This window comes from Chitinophaga sp. 10T418 (assembly GCF_056394125.1).
The window spans coordinates 1-22497 of record NZ_JBFTHG010000018.1; the positions used below are offsets into that span (position 1 = coordinate 1).

The 22497-nt window shown below is 44.4% G+C and carries 10 protein-coding genes; 8 read left to right on the top strand and 2 right to left on the bottom strand.

The genetic code is table 11. The features are described 5' to 3' along the window. Positions 1 to 705: 705 nt before the first annotated feature. Entirely contained in the window at positions 706 to 1449 is a 744-nt protein-coding gene (locus AC1DCV_RS32870) for a hypothetical protein (RefSeq protein WP_477027135.1), read from the bottom strand. A 1227-nt stretch (positions 1450 to 2676) separates the two neighbouring features. On the opposite strand from AC1DCV_RS32870, the gene AC1DCV_RS32875 reads away from it, so the two are divergent. Continuing rightward, complete coding sequence (locus tag AC1DCV_RS32875; RefSeq protein WP_477027136.1) at positions 2677 to 4986, top strand: glycoside hydrolase; 2310 nt, start codon at positions 2677 to 2679, stop codon at positions 4984 to 4986. Between the two features lie 296 nt (positions 4987 to 5282). Here AC1DCV_RS32875 and AC1DCV_RS32880 read toward each other — a convergent pair whose 3' ends face one another. After that, entirely contained in the window at positions 5283 to 6122 is an 840-nt protein-coding gene (locus AC1DCV_RS32880; protein ID WP_477027137.1) for an AraC family transcriptional regulator, read from the bottom strand. Positions 6123 to 6259: 137 nt separating this feature from the next. Between AC1DCV_RS32880 and xylA the strand changes: the two genes are divergently transcribed. From xylA to AC1DCV_RS32915, 7 genes are all read left to right on the top strand, one after another. Beyond that, a complete protein-coding gene (gene xylA, locus AC1DCV_RS32885) occupies positions 6260 to 7588 on the top strand; it encodes a xylose isomerase (RefSeq protein ID WP_477027138.1) in 1329 nt (442 codons plus the stop codon). 167 nt (positions 7589 to 7755) lie between these two features. Beyond that, entirely contained in the window at positions 7756 to 9762 is a 2007-nt protein-coding gene (locus AC1DCV_RS32890; protein ID WP_477027139.1) for a family 43 glycosylhydrolase, read from the top strand. Between the two features lie 81 nt (positions 9763 to 9843). Then, positions 9844 to 12255 (top strand): glycoside hydrolase family 127 protein, encoded by a 2412-nt coding sequence (locus AC1DCV_RS32895; RefSeq protein WP_477027140.1) that lies wholly within the window; start codon positions 9844 to 9846, stop codon positions 12253 to 12255. 17 nt (positions 12256 to 12272) lie between these two features. After that, positions 12273 to 14192 (top strand): alpha/beta hydrolase-fold protein, encoded by a 1920-nt coding sequence (locus AC1DCV_RS32900; RefSeq protein ID WP_477027141.1) that lies wholly within the window; start codon positions 12273 to 12275, stop codon positions 14190 to 14192. Positions 14193 to 14635: 443 nt separating this feature from the next. Next, positions 14636 to 17749 (top strand): SusC/RagA family TonB-linked outer membrane protein, encoded by a 3114-nt coding sequence (locus AC1DCV_RS32905; protein WP_477027142.1) that lies wholly within the window; start codon positions 14636 to 14638, stop codon positions 17747 to 17749. 11 nt (positions 17750 to 17760) lie between these two features. Next, complete coding sequence (locus AC1DCV_RS32910; RefSeq protein ID WP_477027143.1) at positions 17761 to 19638, top strand: RagB/SusD family nutrient uptake outer membrane protein; 1878 nt, start codon at positions 17761 to 17763, stop codon at positions 19636 to 19638. Positions 19639 to 19684: 46 nt separating this feature from the next. Next, positions 19685 to 22483 (top strand): SusC/RagA family TonB-linked outer membrane protein, encoded by a 2799-nt coding sequence (locus AC1DCV_RS32915; RefSeq protein WP_477027144.1) that lies wholly within the window; start codon positions 19685 to 19687, stop codon positions 22481 to 22483. Positions 22484 to 22497: the final 14 nt, after the last annotated feature.

Here is a 22497-nt window from a genome sequence, read left to right on the forward strand (position 1 = left end):
TCTTATTCCTTGTCCAGGAAAATATATGTGCCAAGTGGAACAAGCCTGTACACAACTGGAATCAGACATTGGCGCAATTATCAATTATATTTAGCGAACGTTTGAAACTTAATCTTTAATCACCGTGACACACTTTATGTAATACTACCTCCCAGCGGGATCACAACAAGAATAAAACCTTTGCCCAGCGCAGGTTTTATTCATTTAGTCAAATGATTAGTCAAGTTCCCCCTTCAATCTCTTTTTTTTACTTTCCTTTACTAAGATTAACATACGTTTACAGTTATCGTATTTGAGTAGTTGAATTCCGATTCTCATAAAGAGAAAGTGTCCTTCATTGTATCAGGAAATATTCAAGTCATTACAATTCTGGGATCAAGTTGAAAACTTGGGGATAGTGTAAATTTTAAGTATAGCGTTTATAGTGCATTAAGAACACCCTTCATTACAGTTAACATTACTTAGCCTATGCTTAGCACCCGCTATGTATCTATAGAAGCAGTGCAGGAGAGGTGGACTTGATGCGGGGATGAGGTCCGGATGTATAGCCCCGATGAAATTGCATCAGAAGACGGATGTAGCTCAGAACCGGCCATAGCAGCGCAGCTTCCCTATCAGGCTGTAGTTAAGGAAAGAGATATACTATTGAAAGGATGTAGGTATAGAAAGTTTATTGATCAAAATATCTCCGGGGGCAAGATCACTTTATTCCAGTTGAATAACAGCTGGATATGCGTGTGTATAGCTAAGTTTGGGAAGCAATATCTTCCGCTTGGGGTAAGTACGTGTATGAGCATATTTGGGTACCTGTGGTGCTGCTACCGCAATAATATCAGCGGCCACATATTGTCTGTTGGCGGACGGGCCGTCTTTGTACATCGCTCTTACCTGGAAAACTACTACCAGCGAACCTTCCCCGGGTACATCGAGTGAAACATTTGTTTCCTGGAAAGTGGTATCGGGGGCTATCATTAGCGTCACCGTTTCGCTACCCGCCACCTGGCCTGATTTAAAATCAATACGTGTGGCGATCACTTTTACTTCCAGGGCAGTAATACCTTGATTCCCGGCGATGGTTTGTGCGGGAATATTCAATATTCCGTTACTAAAAAGCCGGGGAGCCACCTGGAAAAAACGATCTACTCCGGTATGCTGATTGAAGCGGAAGCCCGTGATGGCGGCGTGATGATCGCCGGCAGCAATGAGTAGTTTATTGAGCCGATTGATGTGGCCGCCATCACAATGGATGTCCAGGTGGGGATAGAAAGCATGACGGATAAAAGCACCTTTCCTGCTGGCGATACCGAAGCGCCGGGATGCGCGGCGGGTAGCAGTGGTTTGCCGTACGCTTTCGGGCATGGAGCGCAGGAAGTAGTTGCCATTGCGCTTATACCCAATGAGATTGCCGAGTTTTCCCGTAAAAGAAATGATAGACATTTGTTTTGCCATGGGAGATTATTTTGATTACTATAAATATAAGATAATCCGGGGAATCTGTTTTCGGGACAAATTGACGATTCGCTAAAGGGAGTGTATGGCGTATTGTATAATATTCAAAGCTAGTATAGTGGGATTTTGAGAATGACAAACGCGACTGTATGGGCATATTAGAAAATATTAAAAAAGATATTCCCCAACTTTTCAACTTGATCCGTTTATCATTCAAAACGAAGGTGAATGGTGACACAAAAGGTTACGCCAGCAGTACTTAAATTTAGTGCAACCTTTCTCTCTGCAATGCATCACTGATCAGGGAACGAACTCGAAGAAAAATTAGTTGCAGCCTTAGCCTGCTGCCTCAGACACACGATGTCTGGTAAATTAAATGACGGGATTGAAAATGTCGAATACCCTACATTTGATAATGATGAACGCTTTCGAAAAAGAATAAGTGGATAGTATTTTGGGATTTGCAAAGCCTGATGGAACTGAGAGATGTTGCTGAGGAAGAAAATACAGACAGACCAGAGCCGTGATCTTTTGAATGCGTAACATGATAGGTTGGGATATTTTGGTTTTACTTAAACTAGCTGCTGCTACAGTTTACTATTGAAAGATAAAATTGTCGTTTTGACACTTAAATAATTCTCACGTTGGAAATATGAATTATATACATTATTTTCACTTTGCGCTTATATTCATAACATTCTAAAATCGGAAGAAATGAATAATTCAATATTTACTAATATTAAGGGTATGTCAGCTGTTAAAGTAATCGCTTGCTTACTCGTGGTAGTAGCGATTACAATTAAAATCGGTGTATTAGGGTATGAATTTGGCCAATGGCTAAAAGTGCATTAATCGTTTAGTTTATGAAATGAATTTCTTTATGTTCGCTCATCATTACTCCTGACTATAACGGTTACGCATAATCAGGTTCGCATAATGGTTTGTAATAAACGCGCACCACTACCAAACACAGGTTCTACAACACACTATGAACATACGTGATACTCCCAGGGAGATCACTGAAGAAACAAAAAACCTGCAGAGGCGCAGGTTTTTTGTTTTGGGTCTATTTGTTAGTCTATCAAAGTGCGATTGCGCCGTTCCTATTTAATTAGTTTTATTTGGATTGACCTATCAATACGTAAATTACGTTTTTGGAGATGAATGCTATAGATTGGAATCGTAGATACTTAAAAATCAATCATGATCCTTTATAAAATAAGTAAGATGAAGCAAGTACGAGTATGGGCTTTAATTAAATGGGTCGTAATCAGTGCTAATCTTCTGGTCTGTATTTTATCTTGCGAGCCACTCCTTGCATTTCAACAGATTGACTCCTCTGCTATTAATCAAAGTACGCCTGCCGATTTTACGTTCGATGTAATTCCTGAAACCTTTGAGTTGAATATTTATTATAAGGGAATACAGGAGAAGGCAGGGAATTCTCTGTCGCAAATGCGGGTTGCCAATTTTAAAAAAGAGTCTGATTTGGTATCATGGCAGTATCCCGATCTTCTTGTTTCGGTAAGCATTGTAAAAAAAGAAAATTATCTGGATATTAATATTCAGTCAGAAGGCGCAAGTAAATTTGTATGGCCGCATGTCAATGCCGAAAGTTATATGCTGCCTTTATGGGAAGGGAAATATATTCCAGCAAAGGATAACTATTGGAAGTTATTTTTAACGCATCAAACATTAGATTTTCCGGGAAGTTTTTCAATGGGATTTTTTGCTTTAAACAAAGCTAAATATTCTATTGTGTACGTACTGAAAAATATCTTCAATAGTGACTTACATTTTGATACAAACCCGGACATTAGTTTTTCGTTCTCTCATCAGTTTACTTCCATCAATAAAGACAAAACATACGGCTTCAGAATTTATGTTACATCAGCCGACCCTTTAGCAGTAAGTGCCGTATATAAAAATTATGTTCGGGAAAAAGGCCGATTTGAAACACTCGAAGAAAAAGCAGCTAATAACCCCAATGTCCGTAAATTATATGGCGCGCCGCATATCTATTTTTGGCCACACGGACTCATTTCAGAAAAAAATATCCATTGGAAACAGCTTCAGGCCTCCTGGTCTGCGAAAGAGAAATTCTTTTCATGGCTTATACAATCGTTAAAAGATAATGAAGAGAGCGATGTCGCAAATGCACTTAGCCAGGTATGGGGAGAATGCAAAAAACAAACTACAATTAATAGTTATCAGAAAAGAATCATCCTTGACGCATTAAATAAAGCCCTCCGATCGAAAGAATTGTATAATCGGGATGTATTTGGAAGTCTCCCGGATATTACATCCACAAACTCGCTGGGCGAACAGCAATTGTATGCCCGAAATAAACGATTATTAAAAATAGGGCTGGCGGATATTATTGACAATCCCAGTGAATGGGGGAGAGAGAGTATTAACCTCCTTGCTGATATGTACCATTCAGGAATAAAGAAGGCGTGGATAGGTTTCTCTGATTGGGCAGATGGATTAAAGAACCCGCTGCTGGTTGAAGAAGCTAATAAATTAGGTTATCTTATCGGTCCATACGACAGCTATCATTCCATTCATCCAAAAGAGGACAGAGAGTGGCGCACATGTTGGTTTCCGGATTCGTCTCTATATGATAATGCTTCTGTGACCAATGCTTCCGGAAAAAAAATAAGTGGTTTTATAGGGGTTGGGAGGCAATTGAATCCTACACTGGCATTCCCTTCTGTAAAACAGCGAGTAGCAGCTATTCTGAGCGGTGGTATTCCATACAATACATGGTTTGTGGATTGTGATGCCACGGGTGAAGTATTTGATGATTATTCGCCTGATCATATCACCACAAAAGAGGAGGACTTTAAAGCCCGTCTTCATAGGATGGAATACATCGGTAATGATGTTGCAATGGTAGTCGGTTCTGAAGGTGGAAATGACTTTACGGCTAAATCACTGGCGTTCGCGCAGGGGTTGGAAATGCCTGTTTTATATTGGGGGGACCCAGATCTAAGGCAAAATAAAAGCAGCCCGTACTATGTTGGAAGCTACTGGGGGCAAGCCGGTACTATCCCTTCTATATACACTAAGGTCATACCAATAAAAGAACTCTATGAAAAAATATATGTTGATCCCACCTATTCACTTCCGTTGTTCCGTCTTGTCTATAATGATGCAGTCATAACTACAGCGCATTGGGAAAATGGCTCTCTTAAATTAAAGGATGAAGTAGGAACACGGATGCTGTCGGAACTTTTGTACAATACGCCACCTCTATATCATATTGATCAGACTGAATGGAAGCTCAACAAAGAACAGATCATAAGTCATATAAAAGTATGGAGTCCATTGCATGAAAAAGCTGTAACCTTGTCCATGACTGCTTATAATGTCCTTTCTACTGATCGTCAGGTACAACAAACTGTATTTGGCAATCAGATAAGAGTTACCGTAAATTTTTCCAGTCAAAATATACAAATCGGCACCGATTTGATCATGGCCCGGTCCGCAGTTATTGACTATGGATTTAAGAAAGTAAATTATAAGGTAAAGTGAATTAAGAAGATAAAAATCTTTGGAGCAGATTTTCGATATGAATAGATGGACCTGTTGCTGTTTTTAATATGGAAAAGCTGTTGCCATATTGGTTTTTGACTTATTTGACTCCAGTTTAAGAACAGGTGTTCAGATCCTATTCTACACATGAATCCTTTTTTTGTATATTCATGGAAAGGATTTGTGTATAGCATTTTGCCTCGCGATCACCGGCGTTGCATTAAATCCACTTTGCTTAACACGGTCAATCAATGCTTTTGTAATATGCCCCAAAAATAGAATGACAGTTAATCGTTTTAAGGTAAATACATTTTACGGTATTGACTCGGTGTTTGCTGCTTTACTTCCTTGAATTGTTTGCTGAAATGTGCCCAGCTTTTATAGCCACTTTCATAGCAGATATCCATTATTGGTTGAGTGCTGGCAGTAAGGAGTTTACACGCATGACTGATCCGCAGATCCCTCAGGAAATCGAAATACGTTTTCTTGATATTCTTCTTGAAGAAACGGCAAAAGTTAGGGATGCTCATATTAGCAATGGTGGCCACCTGCCCGAGTGTGACTTTATCCTGGTAGTGTTTAAAAGAGAAATCGATAATTTTTTCGATGATAGGATTTGCCACATTGCCGGTATCGGTGAAATCTTCTGTCAGTATTTTTGATTGCCTGGATTGCCCTATTTTGTACAGGCACTGCAACAACAGCATGAGCTTATCAAACCCTTTTTTACGGTATATCAGCTGCATGCACGCTGTTATTTCCTTCTTCAGGGTTTTCTCCAATTGTAGGCCGTTGTTTTTTTGCAACAGGGATTGTATCGCTTTCATTTCTGTCATTTGCAGCAATCCCTCGCCCCAGCAGTCGTTGGTAAAATGTATGACCATGGCCGATCCTATCATTTTAGGATGATTTTTCCTAAACCAATGCGGGAGGTTACCGGCGATGAAGAACACATCGTTGGGGGAATAATCACATACATAATCGCCTATCATAGCGGTGCCATGTCCTTTAAGTATAAGGATTAGTTCATACTCAACATGCTTATGCCAGTTGGTTTCAAATTGTGGCGTTTGATATATCCGGCAGGCAAAGCTCTGGCTGATATCATTGGCTATTTTTTGAAGAATTGTTTTCATACTCCCGATATATACCCTATTTTATCATATTAATTGATAAACATAAATAATTATTGATAAGATAGCATATTTTCTTTCAAAAATAGCGGTTGTTAACTTTTTAAATTCAGGCAATATTTGCTTAATAAAACACGAATATGAAAATAGTTACAGGAAAGAAAGAATTTTTTAGCGGTATTTCTGCTATTCAGTTTGAAGGTCCACGTACTGATAATCCTCTGGCCTACCGCTGGTATGATGAAAACAAAAAAATAGCCGGCAAAACCATGAAAGAGTGGTTACGTTTTGCTGTTGCTTACTGGCACTCTTTCAATGGAACCGGTGCTGATCCCTTTGGTGAGGCCACCCATCTGTTTGAATGGGACCAAAACGCTGACCCGATTGAGCGGGCAAAAGATAAAGCAGATGCTGCTTTTGAAATGATTACCAAACTTAACCTGCCTTATTATTGCTTCCACGATGTGGACGTGGTTGATTATACGAATAACATTGAGGACAATGAAAAGCGTCTGCAAACATTGACGCAGTATCTGAAACAAAAGCAGGAGGAAAGCGGTGTTAAGTTATTGTGGGGTACTGCCAACCTGTTCAGTCATCGCCGTTATATGAATGGAGCGGCCACTAACCCGGATTTTCACGTGCTTACCCATGCAGCAGCACAGGTGAAAGCAGCCCTTGATGCTACGATTGCACTTGGCGGCGAGAATTATGTGTTCTGGGGTGGCCGGGAAGGGTATATGAGCCTTCTGAACACCAATATGAAGCGGGAAAAGGAACACCTGGCCAGGTTCCTGCAGGCATCAAGAGATTATGCCCGCAAGAATGGGTTCACTGGTACTTTCTTTATCGAACCCAAACCATGTGAGCCTACCAAACACCAATATGATTACGATGCGGAAACAGTGATCGGCTTCCTTCGCCAGTATGATTTGCTGGAGGATTTCAAACTCAACCTGGAAGTGAACCACGCCACATTAGCGGGACATACTTTCCAGCACGAATTACAGGTAGCTATAGATGCCGGTTTGCTTGGAAGCATTGATGCCAACAGAGGCGACTACCAGAATGGCTGGGATACCGACCAATTCCCTACCAATCTCAACGAACTCACCGAAGCCATGTTGATCATCCTCGAAGGCGGCGGATTTAAAGGAGGGGGCATTAATTTCGATGCAAAGATCAGGAGAAACTCCACCGACCCGGCTGATCTTTTCTACGCACACATTGGTGGGGTAGATAGCTTTGCACGCGCTCTCATTACAGCGGATGTCATCCTGGAGAAAAGTGCTTACAGGAACATTCGCCAGGAGCGGTACGCATCTTTCGAGACGGAGGCGGCAAAAACTTTTGAAGCAGGACAGGCTACCCTTGAGAGCCTGCGTACATTTGCCGTTGCCAATGGAGAACCAGCGGTGACCAGCGGGAGACAGGAGTACCTGGAAAATATTATCAATAATTATTTGTAGAACATTCCTGTAATGTTTGTGGTCAACTCCGCCGGTGAAATGCCGGCGGAGTTTTTTTGTTCTGTGAATTCCCTGACAAAACATTTTTATCCTTCATTTCAACATTTGTGGCATCCGGCTGAGGGGGTACAGGATTATCTTGCCGTCATAAAAAATTCGTTTGCCAAATGTTTTTAAGATCAACTTTTTTTGTCTTTGTATGTGTAAGTCTGACGATACAAAACGGGTTTGCCCAACAAAGTGGTCCTACGCGGCAGCCTAATCTGCCAGGGGGAGCCGAAACACCCGCAGCGTATTTTTATTCCACCGTAAATACTTATGTGAACCCGGTTTTGCCCGGTGATCATCCTGATCCAACATTGCTGAAAGTAGGGAATGACTTCTATCATTGTGGTTCCTCTTTTCATTTCAATCCATATCTCCCTATTTATCATTCCACAGACCTGGTACATTGGAAAGTAATTGGTCGTGTGCTCCTGCCGGCAAATGCAGGTATGGTAGCGGATCGCCCTGGCAGCGGTGTTTGGCAGGGAGCCATCACTTATTTTTATGGTGCTTACCGGATCTATTTTTCTTCCGGTGGACAATGGTTTTCCACAGCCTCCTCGCCGGCAGGCCCATGGTCAGCCCCGGTGCGGGTAAAGGAAAATGATCATACCGGGTCGCTCGGCTATGATAATTCCATTTTTGTAGACGATGATGGCAAACCTTACATGGTGATTAAAAATGGGCAGAAGGTGAATCGCCTGCAGGCACTGGGACAAGATGGACAGCTCACCGACTCGGTGATCAACCTGGATTGGATCAATGCCAGTCTGCAATATAGCTGGGCGGAAGGCCCTGTGATGTGCAAGCGCAATGGGTACTATTATTATTTCCCTGCGGGAGATGTATCCGGTGGCCAGTATGTATTGCGAACAACGGCACTCACTGCCGATTCCACCAGGTGGGAACGACTGGGTGATTTTTTCAAGCCCATTACGGATCCACACAATACGTTTCCACGTCCCAATCATATTGCCGCACCTATTCAGTTGGCGGATGGTACCTGGTGGACCATCGGGCAGAGTTATGAAAAGCGTGGCGATGATGATTGGTCTGGCATGGGCAGACAAACTTCGCTTTACCAGGTAATATGGGAGGGCGACCGTCCCTGGGGAGTGGCGCCGGTGAGCGGACCTGTGGTAAAGCCTGCGCTGGATAATGACAACGCGCCCTGGCGCAGTGTTCATACGGATCATTTTGAGAGCGATAGCCTGGGGATGTGGTGGCATTTTTTAACCCGACCTGCTGCTGCAAATTATTCATTGACGCAACGAAAAGGGTGGATTCGTTTATCTCCGGATAGTGGACGCACACACCTGGTGCAGAAAGAAACGGATCATTATTATTCGGCAGTTACCCGGGTAGATCCGGGCGCTGGCAGGTCCTCCGCACTAGGTGGTATTTACCTGACCAATGGAAAACAAACGGTGTTTGCCCGTCTTTACTATGCTTCCGGTAATCAGCCGCGCATTGTATTTCAATTGGACACAGTTTTGAGAGAGCTGCCCTATCATCAAGGAAAAAATGTCTGGCTTAAAATGGAAAGGCGGGAACATTGGCTGACAGGCTTCTTCAGTGGGGACGGCAAAAATTGGCAACAGGTGGGAGCACCGGTGAGTGCAGTACCTGTCGATAAAGCCCAACCGGATTTCAACAGCTGGGTAGGTACCAGTGTAGGCCTGTTTGCAGAGAAGGGAAATGTTGATTTCGATTTTTTTGTTTGTAAAGACGGGTTCTCTGAATTGCCTGCAGTGAGTAGCAGCAATTACTTCGGCATCAGCAAAATGCAGGCAGGAGAAAACGGAATAGTCACCAATGATTCCGATCACGGTGGCTGGCTGATGATATCGGGAGTGGATTTCGGTACGCCCGGCGAAGCGAAAGGGGTGGAAATAGTGGCTGGCGCCAGCCGCAGTGGGCAACTGGAGCTACGGATAGATCACCTGTCGGCCAGCGCCCCCCTCGCAGCAGTACCCATAAAACCCGGCAAGCGAACCGTCAATGTTCAATGGCTGGATCAGGAAAGTACCCCGGTGTCTGGTCAGCACGATCTCTTTGTCCGGTTTCCGGCAGGTGCTTCACGGAACATATCTCTCTATAGTATCCGGTTGCTGAGAACAAAAAAATAGCTGTTGTTTTTAATTGTTTAAGTGACAATTAATTTAAAAAAGGATAATAAATTTTTCTATCTTTCTTTAAAAGTATCCTATATGAAAATAGCGCAGGGTTTGCCCGGCCTGATGCTGTGTGTTTTTTTGATGACTCATCAGCTCCGTGCTCAGGACAGCCTGTACAACAATACATTTCCGCTGGCAGATGTAAAATTGCAGGATGGCCCTTTTAAACATGCCGGGGATCTCAATATTCAAACCCTGCTTAAATACGATGTGGACCGTTTGTTGGCTCCCTACCGTAAAGAAGCGGGGTTGCCGGAAAAAGCAAAAGGGTATTCCAACTGGGATGGATTAAGCGGGCATATCGGTGGCCACTATTTATCGGCTCTGGCCATCAATGTTGCTTCCACGCATAATACCGAATGCAACAAAAGAATGGAGTACATGCTGAAAGAGCTGCAATCTTGCGTTGACGCCAATGCTGCCAATAATCCAGAATGGGGGATGGGATACGCAGGAGGCGTACCCAATAGTAAAATGGTGTGGTCATCATTAAAGGCGGGGGATTTTACGGCTTATCATGCTGCCTGGGTGCCCTGGTACAATGTGCATAAAATGTACGCCGGGCTGCGGGATGCCTGGTTGTACACCGGCAATCAGCAGGCTAAAGCACTATTCCTGCAGTTTTGCGATTGGGGCGTAAATATTGTAGCCGCATTAACCGACAGTCAGCTGCAATCCATGCTGGATACGGAACATGGCGGGATGAATGAGATTTTTGCAGATGCTTATCAGATCACCGGTGAGCATAAATACCTCGATGCAGCCCGGAAGTTCTCGCATAACATGCTACTACAGCCTATGTCTGCGGGAAGTGATAACCTTGATAATAAACACGCCAATACGCAGGTACCAAAAGCTATTGGTTTTGAAAGAATAGGTGAACTTTCTCACGACCCGCAATACTGCAGAGCGGGCAGCTTTTTTTGGGAAACCGTTACCACCAACCGGAGCGTGGCTTTCGGTGGAAACAGCCGGAGGGAGTTCTTTCCCGGTACTGCCGCCTGCATGGATTTTATCAATGATGTGGAAGGACCGGAATCGTGCAACTCCAATAATATGCTGAAGCTGACAGAAGATCTTTTTAGAGCCAACCCGCTGGCAAGATATATCGACTACTACGAAAGGACATTGTACAATCATATATTATCTACGCAGCATCCTGTTCACGGCGGTTATGTATATTTTACCCCGTTGCGCCCCCGCCACTACAGAGTGTATTCTGCTCCCAATGAGGCCATGTGGTGTTGTGTAGGCACCGGTATGGAAAACCATGGTCAATACAACAGGCTGATTTATACGCATAGAAATGATTCGCTGTCGCTCAATCTCTTTATAGCATCAGAACTTAACTGGAAAGCAAAAGGCATCGCCATCAGGCAGGAAACACAATTTCCTTATACGGAAAAAACCAGGTTGACAATAACCAAAGGTACTTCACTGTTTGTATTGATGGTGCGCTACCCCGCGTGGGTAAAAGAAGGCGCATTGAAGATTAGCGTGAATGGCAGGCCGGTTGAATATACAGTCAGTCCTTCTTCCTACATTTCCCTAAAAAGAACCTGGAAAAAGAATGACGTGGTAGACATCCAGTTGCCTATGCATAACAGTATAGCGCACTTGCCCAATGTACCTGCTTATGTAGCGATTATGCATGGCCCGGTGTTGCTGGCGGCGAAAACAGGTACTGAAAACCTGACCGGCCTTGTTGCCAATGATAGCCGCTGGGGGCATATTGCCGGCGGCGAAAAGTTACCGGTCGATAAGGCGCCTGTTATTGTTGAAGACAACCTGTCTGCCATGGTCGATAGTCTCGTACCTGTGAAAGACAAACCCCTGACTTTTACCTTCCCGGCATTGAAAATGATCAACCCGGCGAAGTTGGTGTTAGAGCCGTTCTATCAAATTCATGATGCCAGGTATATGGTGTACTGGATGACATTGAAGGGGACGCAATACCAACCTTACCTCGATTCACTGGCTGCCACTGAGAAAGAAAGGCTGGCATTGCAACACCGAACAATAGATTTTGTGGCACCCGGTGAACAGCAGCCCGAGGCCGATCACAACATCCAAAGCGATCAATCCCGCACCGGATCTTCTTCCAACGAATTTTGGAGAGATGCTACTGATGGAGGATACTTTAGTTACAACATGGCCACCAATGGGGAAACCAATATTGAGTTAATGGTACGCTACCAGGGAGCTGAGTGGGGCAACCGGAAATTTGATATCTATATCGACGGAGAAAAACTCACAACGGAAGAAAATACAGGTCGCTGGAATAAATCCGGTTTCTTTAACATCAACTACACTATCCCCGACACATTGATAAAGGATAAAGACCACATCAGGGTAAAATTTCAGGCCCCGCCACAAGGGCAAACCAGCGCCATTTATTATATACGCCTGGTTAGAAAACAAGCAGCAATTTCACAAAAGACCTAACAAAAAAGATATACGTTATGAAAAAGAAAGCAATTAATATTATCATTTTTCTATTGGTTACCATACCGGCTTTTGCGCAACACGTTGTAGAACACGCGCCACCTGGTTTTGACTCACTGCAAACAGCTATAGCACATGGCAGGATAGATACCATCAGCTATCCCTCTGCAACGGTGGGCAACGTGCGTAGCGCACTGATATATACGCCGCCGGGATTTTCCCCACAGCACAAATACCCGGTGTTATACCTGCTCCATGGTATTGGCGGCGACGAAAATGAATGGTTAAGAGGCGGCACGCCACAGGTCATCCTGGATAACCTGTATGCCAAAGGAAAAATCGAACCAATGATCGTTGTGATGCCTAACGGCAGGGCCATGAAAGACGATCGGGCCACGGGTAATGTAATGGCACCGGACAAAGTGCAGGCATTCGCTACGTTTGAAAAAGATCTGTTGAACGATCTTATTCCCTATATACAAAAGCATTATTCTGTTTACACCGACAAAGATCACCGCGCCATTGCGGGATTGTCCATGGGCGGTGGACAGTCCCTGAATTTTGGTCTGGGCAACCTGGATAAATTTGCCTGGATTGGAGGTTTTTCGTCTGCCCCCAATACCAAACTGCCGGAGGAACTGGTGCCGGACCCTGTGGCAGCAAAACAGCAAATAAAACTACTTTGGATCTCCTGTGGCGCCAGTGATGGATTAATTACTTTCAGCAAACGCACACATGATTACCTGCAAAAAAACAAGGTGCCGCATATCTATTACATTGAACCAGGCGTACACGATTTTAAAGTGTGGAAGAATGGGTTGTATATGTTTTCTCAGTTGCTCTTTAAGCCGGTAGATACTGCTGCATTTTCAAAATATCAGGTTGCGGGCGTACCTGCGGAAACCAATGTGCGCAATGCAAGGTATCCGCAGATATTGGCCGATCACCGTGTGATCTTCCAGGTTAAAGCGCCGGAAGCGCAGAAGGTGCAGGTTGACCTGGGCCGCAAGTATGATATGATGAAAGATACCGGCGGTATATGGACAATAACAACAGATTCCATCGGCGAAGGTTTTCATTATTATTCATTGCTGATAGATGGCGTGGCGGTTGCAGATCCCGCCAGCGAAACTTTTTATGGCATGGGCAGAATGGCAAGCGGTATTGAAATACCTTTTACCGGTGACAACTACTATGCATTGAGAGATGTGCCGCACGGAGATATCCGCATCAGGAGATATTTCTCAAAGGTTACTGGTTCATGGCGGCAGTTGTATATCTATGTCCCACCTGGCTATGATACAAATACAAACGAAAAATATCCTGTACTCTATATTTTACACGGTGGTGGTGAAGACGAAACCGGCTGGGCCACTCAAGGCAAAACCGACCTGATTATGGATAACCTGATTGCCTCAAAAAAAGCCGAACAAATGCTGATCGTGATGCCAGACGCTAATGTGGGTGGCGCTGCTTTCGATGAATCCGGGTTGAAAACATTCGAGTCGGAGTTGAAGGATGTTATTATTCCCCTGGTAGAAAAAAATTTCCATGTAGAAACCAGTGCGAAAAAAAGGGCATTGGCCGGTTTATCTATGGGAGGTATCCATACGCTTTATACCGGTATTAAAAACACGGATCTGTTTTCCTACCTGGGCGTATTCAGCTCGGGCTGGATGCAACCCAGACAGAGTAGCACTGCAGCAGCTCAGTACGATTTTATGAAAACTAATGCGGCCATGATTAATAACAATCTGAAAGTACTGTGGATTTCAATGGGTGGAAAAGAGGACATTGCTTATAAGAACTGCCAGCTGATGCTGGTAAAACTGGATGAGCTAAAGATCAAACATGCTTATAGCGAATATCCGGGTGGCCATACCTGGCCGGTATGGAGAAATAACCTGTTCAATTTTGCGCAGCAGCTTTTTAAATAATTGTTATGCAGGTTATTTTATACCTGTTGTTAAACACAGGATGATAATACGTTTACAGATTATTTATACATTATTGCTATCCTTTTGGAGATTCGTACCATTCATCTATTCGTTCCTGTTGTAGATTCGGCTGTTGTTTTTTGTTTCAGTGCTTGCTGAACCAGTTAACAGCGTAACGTTATGAAAAAATTCTCTACTTAAACGCTAAATGATTACTTATGAAGTCTCCATGCGTATGGGGCACCACGTCCCGTAACAACCATTTTCTGTTTCGTCACTTAACCAGGTAGCATCCGGTACATCTCTTAAGGATACTGCTTTTTATCGCATTGTAATTGTTCCGGCCGGCGTTCCGGCGTGATAGTCTTGTATGGGCTGTCAGGACCCTTATTGCCCTAACATTAAATATTTTGAATTCCATGTTTAAAATGATTCTTTCGCAAATGTCATGGAAACGGCTTGTTGTGGCAGCAGCCATGCTGTTTCAAACGCTGTCCTGGTTGCCTTTACAGGCCCAGGAGGCTCGTGTGGTACAGGGAATGGTACTGGATGAACAAAAGACACCTATTCCCGGTACCACGGTATTGGTAAAAGAAACAAGGATTAGTACCAGCACAGGTAGTGATGGTAAATTTGTTATGAAGGTTCCTGCAGACAAGCATGTACTTGTTTTTAGTTATATAGGAAAAGCACCGCAGGAGGTAAACATCAAAAGCCTATCGACTATATCCGTTACCTTGAAAAGCAATGTGGTGGGCCTGGAAGATGTAGTGATAGTAGGATATGGCCGGCAAAAAAAGACGAGTGTAGTAGCCGCTGTTTCGCAAACAACCGGTAAAACGTTGGAACGGGCGGGCGGTGTATCAAATATTGGTGCGGCACTTACCGGAAATGTTCCCGGTCTTATTACTGCCCAAAGTACGGGCCTGCCTGGTGAAGAAGATCCCCAGCTGATCATCCGTGGTCTTAGTACCTGGAACAATAGCAGTCCTTTGATATTGGTAGATGGCGTGGAGCGCTCCATGACGAGTGTCGATATAGGCTCTGTAGAAACCGTGACGGTTTTGAAAGATGCTTCGGCAACAGCGGTATTTGGTTCACGTGGCGCCAATGGGGTCATCCTCATTACTACCAAAAGAGGTAAAACCGGTAAAGCTTCTATCCGTGCTACGGTAAACTCTGTGGTAAAAGCACCTTCTAAATTGCCAGGAAAAGCAGATTCGTATGATGCGTTGCGCACCATCAATGAAGCCATTGAATATGAACTGGCACTAAAGCCAGAGAGCTGGAATAACTATTATCCACAGGCTATCCTGGATAAATACCGGCATCCGGCAAATCTGGCAGAAGCAGAACGTTATCCCAATGTAGACTGGGCAAAAACTTTATTTAAAGATTATGCCACTTCACAAAATGCCAACGTGAATATCAGCGGCGGTACCCGTTTCGTAAAATATTTCAACAGTGTCGATTTTTTGCATGAAGGAGATCTGTTTAAAATATATGACAACAAACGTGGGTATAAACCCGGCTTCGGTTTTACCCGGTTAAATGCCCGCTCTAATCTGGATTTTCAATTAACGCCTTCCACACTCTTTAAAGTAAACCTCGCAGGATCTTATGGTGTACGGAAAAGTCCATGGGGATTTTCGGGTAATCAATATGGTTCCTGGATAGATGCTTATACCACCGCACCAGATGTATTTCTACCGGTATATGCCGATGGTTCCTGGGGCTACTTTGCTCCCAATGAAGGGCGGGCGGAAAATTCGGCCAGAAGCCTCGCGGTAGGCGGTATTCAATACCAAACCACTACACGCATCACCACCGACTTTACGCTCGAACAAAATCTGGATATGCTCCTGGATGGATTAAAGTTCAGCGGCACTGTTTCCATGGACAATACTTTCGTTGAAAGTAACAGAGGAATCAATGACCTGTACCATGATGTACAACGCAAATGGATAGATCCTGCTACCGGAAATGTATTTTACAAAAGTGCCTTTGATGGTGTCACTAATTTCGATTTCCAGGAAGGTATCAAGTGGGCGCCGGCAGCAGGTGCGGTGACAGATAATCAACGCCGGTTGTTCTATCAGTTGCAGTTGAATTATGCTAAAACGATTGCAGATAAACACGCTGTAACAGCTATGGGACTGCTGAACCGTAATATTACCGCCAGCGGGAGCATGATTCCCTCATATCGGGAAGATTGGGTATTCCGTACTACTTATACGTACAATAATAAATACACGCTCGAATACAATGGCGCTTATAATGGTTCGGAAAAATTTGCGCCGAAGTATCGCTTTGCCTTTTTCTCTTCCGGTGGTCTGAATTGGATTTTATCCAATGAAAACTTCATGAAGAATATAAAATTCCTGGACTTGTTGAAGTTCCGGGCCTCCTACGGACAAACAGGTTTTGATAATGTGGCGGGACGGTTTCTATACCTGACCGAATGGGCGTATGGTGGACAGTCGCGCCTGGGCAGCACCGGTGAAGCAGCAGAGCAAAGTCCGTACAACTGGTACCGGGAAGCCACCGTAGGTAATCCGAACGTACAATGGGAACAGGCGGAGAAAATTAATGCAGGTACAGACTTTGAATTATTCAATGGTTTCATAAAAGGTAAGCTGGATATCTTCCAGGATAAACGTTCCAAAATATTGCTGGCCAACAGGGCTTCTGTGCCATCGTATTACGGCGCCACGCCACCCGTCGCGAATCTGGGCCGGGTAACTTCGCACGGATATGAGGCGGAGCTGCACTTCAATTACCAGGCTAACAAAAAGCTCCGGCTGTGGGCAGACCTGAATATGACCCATACCAAAAATAAAGTCATAGAAGCAGACAACCCCGAATTGTTGCCTGCCTATCAGAAATCAGAAGGCATGCAGATTGGTCAGGCTTATTCTTATGTAAGCCAGGGATACTACAATACCTGGGATGAACTGTATGGTAGTACGATACACAACACGAATGATAACCAAAAGTTACCCGGCAACTATTATCTCGTTGACTACAATGGAGATGGCGTGATCGATGCCAGGGATAACATTCCTTACGGACATAGTGGCTGGCCTACCAACACATACAATGCTACGTTTGGGGTAGACTGGAAAGGACTCAGTGTTTTTGTACAATTCTATGGCGTAAATAACGCAACGCGGCAGGTAGTATTTAACAGCCTGGCTTCTCAGGGACATACCGTGTATAACGAAGGTAGTTATTGGTCGAAAGATAATCCCAACGCAGATGTTCCCATGCCACGCTGGCTGTCCACGCCTGCCGGATATTACCGCGGTACCCAGTATATGTACGACGGTTCCTACCTGCGCTTAAAGAATGCAGAGATTGCATACACATTCGATAAAGGATTTGTAAAACGTGCAGGTATGGAATCGCTGAGAATATACCTCAATGGCAATAATCTGGCGGCCTGGAGTAAAATGCCGGATGATCGTGAATCAAATTTTGCAGGTACTGGCTGGGCATCTCAGGGAGCTTATCCTACTGTAAAGCGTTACAACCTTGGCGCCAATTTTACTTTCTAAACATTCATTGTATGAATCAGTATATAAAAATATTACTGGCAACCGCCGGAATAACCACTGTTCTTGGCCTGGCGTCCTGCAAGAAGTTCCTGGACAAGGAACCTCAATCGATCATATCCGCGGACAACGCATTTAAGAACTTTATCAGCTTTCAGGGCTTTACGGAAGAACTCTATCACTGTATCCCAGACTTTACCAATGCCTACTGGACAAATTCCTGGAACTGGGGTGAAGATGAAATCCAATCTACTGCGCAGAATTTTCACATCGCCATAAAAATAGATAATGGTGACTTCTGGGGTTGGCAGTCGGAATTTGATGGCTGGCAGGCGGGATGGATGGACCGTAACAACACAAGTACCAATGATGACCGTTTTGCAAAATCAATGTGGAAGCTGGGATGGTATGGTATCCGGAAAGCCAATATGGGACTGGAGAATATTAATAAACTAACAGATGCCACCCAGGAAGAAAAAGACCTGATTAAAGGGCAGCTATTGTTTTTCAGAGGATGGTTTCATTTCATGTTCATCCAGTATTTTGGTGGGTTGCCTTATATCGATAAAGTATTACCGGGCGATCAGAAATTAACATTGCCACGCCTCAAATACAGTGAGTGTGCCGACAAAGCCGCGGCCGATTTCAGAGAAGCGGCCAACCTGCTACCTGTAAACTGGGATAATACCACGGCAGGTAAAAGAACGTTGGGGAAAAACCAGTTGCGCATCAATAAAATCATGGCGCTGGGCTACCTGGGGAAAAACTATTTATGGGCAGGTAGTCCGCTGATGAACTATGTATCCACCGGTAACAAAGCTTATAACACGGAGTATTGCAAAAAGGCAGCAGCAGCATTTGGCGAGTTGCTGCAGTTATGTGAAAGTGGTGACGCGCCTTATAGCCTGGTAGACTTTTCCAAATACTATACTAATTTCTATAGTGCCGGTCAAAACTGGTTAATGCCCGGTAGTACGGAATCTATTTTTCGTGGTCCCTACTATGGTGCGCATGGTTCCACTTATGGTACTGCCAAACAGTATGGTCCGGCTTTCCTGACAGAAGAAGCGATCACATTTGTACCAACTGCTAACTATGTTGATTACTACGGGATGGCGAATGGTCTGCCCATTAAAGATATCACGAAGGCAGATCCGGAATCCGGATATGATCCTGCTTATCCCTGGAGAGGCAGAGATCCGCGTTTTTACAATGATATTGTTTTCGATGGTATTAAATGTGTGCAGGGCGCTACTACCGATGAAGGCAATCGTTATGCGAATCTTTATACCGGTGGAAGCTACCGCGACATCAGCAGCGCCAGTCGTTCCGGTTACCTGCTCTATAAGTTTATCCCGATGACCGCTAACAGATTTGATAATGGCTGGACCTATGATAAAGCTCTTAATATTCACCTGCCCTATATGCGTTTGGCAGATGTGTATTTAATGTATGCAGAAGCGGCTGCAGAGGGTTATGGCGGTGCTGCTGGCAAGTCCACGAACTATACAAAAACAGCAGTAGACGCCATTAATATGATCCGCGACCGGGCAGGTGCAGGACATGTAGCGCCCCGATTCACCGGTGTGCTGGAGGATTTTATGGGCGAAGTACGGCGCGAACGGGCGGTGGAGCTGTCTTTTGAAGGGCATCGTTTCAATGATTTAAGAAGGTGGATGTTGTTGATACAAAGTCCTTATACACTGAAAAAATCTGTTGAATTTGACCGGTCGCCTACCTTCAGTACAGCAGATCCAAAGAACAACCGGGTACTGAATTTACGTGAGTCGGTCATCCTGGAACGTAAGTATTCCGAAAAACATTACTGGCTGCCGTTAAAAAATTCGGATGCCAGTATGTACCTGGAATTTCCGCAAAATCCAGGCTGGTAAAAGGTGCAATCCTTACGGGTATCGTTTACTGTTAATTCAAAAATTCATGAATCAAATAAAAGTACTAATAGCATTTGTAGCACTGATGAGCCTAATACCGGTGTCACAGGCGCAAGATACTACACGGGACATCAACGGGGTGCAGGTAGCATTCCGGAAAGTCGCTAAAAACGATCTGCCGGGAGGTGTTTCGGTAGTAGAAGTACCCACACAAATGACCACCAACTACATGACCTCCAGCCTGGAAAATATGGATGGATGGGTGAATGGTTTTAATGGCAATAGTATGTGGGGAATGGGTAGTTACCTGCTCATCATAGACGGTGTAGCCCGTGATGCCAATAATGTTTTGCCTACAGAAATTGAACAGATCTCTTTCCTCAAAGGTGTAAACGCAGTAGCACTTTATGGCAGCCGCGCTGCAAAAGGAGTGGTGTATATTACTACCAAAAGAGGAAAAGCAGGCCTGCATAAAATAGATGTAAGGGCCAATGGAGGCATCCATATTCCCAAAGCTTACCCGGCCTACCTGGGATCGGCAGAGTATATGACACTTTATAATGAAGCACGCCACAACGATGGACTGCCGGACCTCTACAGTCAGGAATMGATTTATTCGTATGCTTCCGGTAAAAATCCCTACAGGTATCCTGACGTAGATTATTACTCAGATGAATACCTGAAAAAATTCTATAACCGGTACGATGTAACGGCAGAAATTTCCGGAGGAAATGATAAGGCGCGTTATTATACCAATATCGGTTACCAGAATACCGGTTCGCTGCTCAACTTCGGAGAGGCACGTAAAAATGGTCAATCGGATCGCCTCAATTTGCGGGGTAATGTAGACGTGAATCTGAACGAATACATTAGCTGTAATGTAGATGCTACTGCTATTTTTTACACCGGAAGAGGCGTCAATACTGATTACTGGGGAAGCGCCGCTAACTTACGTCCCTATCGCTTTGCACCACTTATTCCATTGGACAGGATAGAAGCAGATGATGATGCGTCCAATGTATTTGTGAAAAACAGCAATCATATTATCGATGGGAAATATCTGCTGGGTGGAACGCAACTGGATCAAACGAATCCGTTTGCTGCTATCTATGCGGGAGGCAATAACCGGTATGTTAGCCGCCAATTCCAGTTCAATACAGGCATCAATGCAGATCTGAAAAATTTACTGAAAGGGCTTTCGTTCCGCTCTACGTTTGCAGTTGACTACAACACTTCCTATAACCTGGCTTTCAATAACAACTACACGGTGTATGCACCTACCTGGAATACGTATTCCGGTGTGGATTTAATCAGCAGTCTCACACAATATGGACAGGATGCTACTTCAGGCGTACAGAATGTTAGTAATAGCTGGTACCGTCAAACCATCTCGGTTACGGGTCAGTTTAATTATGTGAATTCGATCCGCGACAAGCATCATCTTTCTGCTGTTTTGCTGGTGAATGGTTTCCAGCAATCCGAATCGGCCCTGTATCATCGCACCAGCAATGCCAATCTTGGTTTGCAGTTGGGATATGATTTCAGGCATACTTACTACATCGATTTCAGCAGTGCCATGATCCATAGCGCGAAACTACCCGAAGGAAACCGGAATGCATTTTCCCCCACCGTGTCATTGGGTTGGCGACTCAGCAACGCCCGTTTCCTGCGTGGCCTCTCCGCTGTTGATGATCTCCGCCTGACCGTTTCAGGTGGTGTATTGCATACGGACCTGGATATTGCTGATTACTATTTGTACCAGGGTATTTATACCGCGCAGGGGAGCTGGTTTGGGTGGAAAGATGGTACAGGCGTCCAGGCTACAGAGTCCAGACGGGGGGCTAATCCTGACATGCGTTTCCCAAAAAGAGAAGAGATCAGCATTGGGTTGAACGGATCTTTCTTTCATCAGCTCATAAAAGTGGATGGTAATTTCTTTGTCAACAAAATTACCGGCAACATCATCCAACCCAATGTACTGTATCCTTCTTATTTCACCACCGGATTTCCGTCTTCTTCTTTCATCCCTTATGTAAATTATAATGACGACAAACGGGTGGGGTTTGATTTCAGCGTGAGCTTTAACAAGAAGCTGCGGGAAGGGAGTTATTCAATAGGATTGGTAGGTACGTATTATAAAACCACCGCTACAAAGCGCGCCGAAGTATTTGAAGATAATTACCAGTATAGACAAGGGAAGCCATTGGATGCGATATGGGGGCTGCAAAGTCAGGGGTTCTTCCGCGATGCGGATGACATTAAAAATTCACCGGCTCCAACTTTCGGCCAGGTTAAACCAGGTGATATCAAATACAAGGATCAAAATGGCGATGGGGTGATAGACGCGCGGGATGAAGTGTATCTGGGCCGTGGCGGCTGGTTCGGTTCTCCGCTTACACTAGGCATAAATCTGACTGCCAAATGGAGGAACTTCTCCTTCTTTGCGCTGGGCGTTGGCAGATATGGGGCGTATGGCATGAAGAACAATTCCTGGTTTTGGGTAGATGGAGAGGATAAATATTCTGCCGTGGTAAGAGATCGCTGGACGCCTGAAACAGCACAGACAGCGAAGTATCCGCGCCTGACTACTTTCAACAGCGATAACAATTTTCGCAGTTCGGATTTCTGGTTGTACAAGGCCAACCGCTTCGACCTGGCGAAGGTGCAGCTCTCCTATGACATGAGCAGTCTGCTGGGCAGGAAAAAAATCGTGAAAGAAATGGGGGTATATGTGAGTGGTTTCAATTTGCTGACGCTTTCTGCGGAGCGCAAAACGATGGAAATGAATGTTGGCAGTACTCCTCAAACACGCTTATATAACCTGGGTATAAAAGGATTGTTTTAATCTTTTCTTTTTGC

Coding starts and splice junctions, on each gene's coding strand:
- AC1DCV_RS32895 (WP_477027140.1), top strand. CDS start 9,844: ATGAAAATAGCGCAGGGTTTGCCCGGCCTGATGCTGTGTGTTTTTTTG.
- xylA (WP_477027138.1), top strand. CDS start 6,260: ATGAAAATAGTTACAGGAAAGAAAGAATTTTTTAGCGGTATTTCTGCT.
- AC1DCV_RS32875 (WP_477027136.1), top strand. CDS start 2,677: ATGAAGCAAGTACGAGTATGGGCTTTAATTAAATGGGTCGTAATCAGT.
- AC1DCV_RS32890 (WP_477027139.1), top strand. CDS start 7,756: ATGTTTTTAAGATCAACTTTTTTTGTCTTTGTATGTGTAAGTCTGACG.
- AC1DCV_RS32900 (WP_477027141.1), top strand. CDS start 12,273: ATGAAAAAGAAAGCAATTAATATTATCATTTTTCTATTGGTTACCATA.
- AC1DCV_RS32880 (WP_477027137.1), bottom strand. CDS start 6,122: ATGAAAACAATTCTTCAAAAAATAGCCAATGATATCAGCCAGAGCTTT.
- AC1DCV_RS32870 (WP_477027135.1), bottom strand. CDS start 1,449: ATGGCAAAACAAATGTCTATCATTTCTTTTACGGGAAAACTCGGCAAT.
- AC1DCV_RS32905 (WP_477027142.1), top strand. CDS start 14,636: ATGTCATGGAAACGGCTTGTTGTGGCAGCAGCCATGCTGTTTCAAACG.
- AC1DCV_RS32910 (WP_477027143.1), top strand. CDS start 17,761: ATGAATCAGTATATAAAAATATTACTGGCAACCGCCGGAATAACCACT.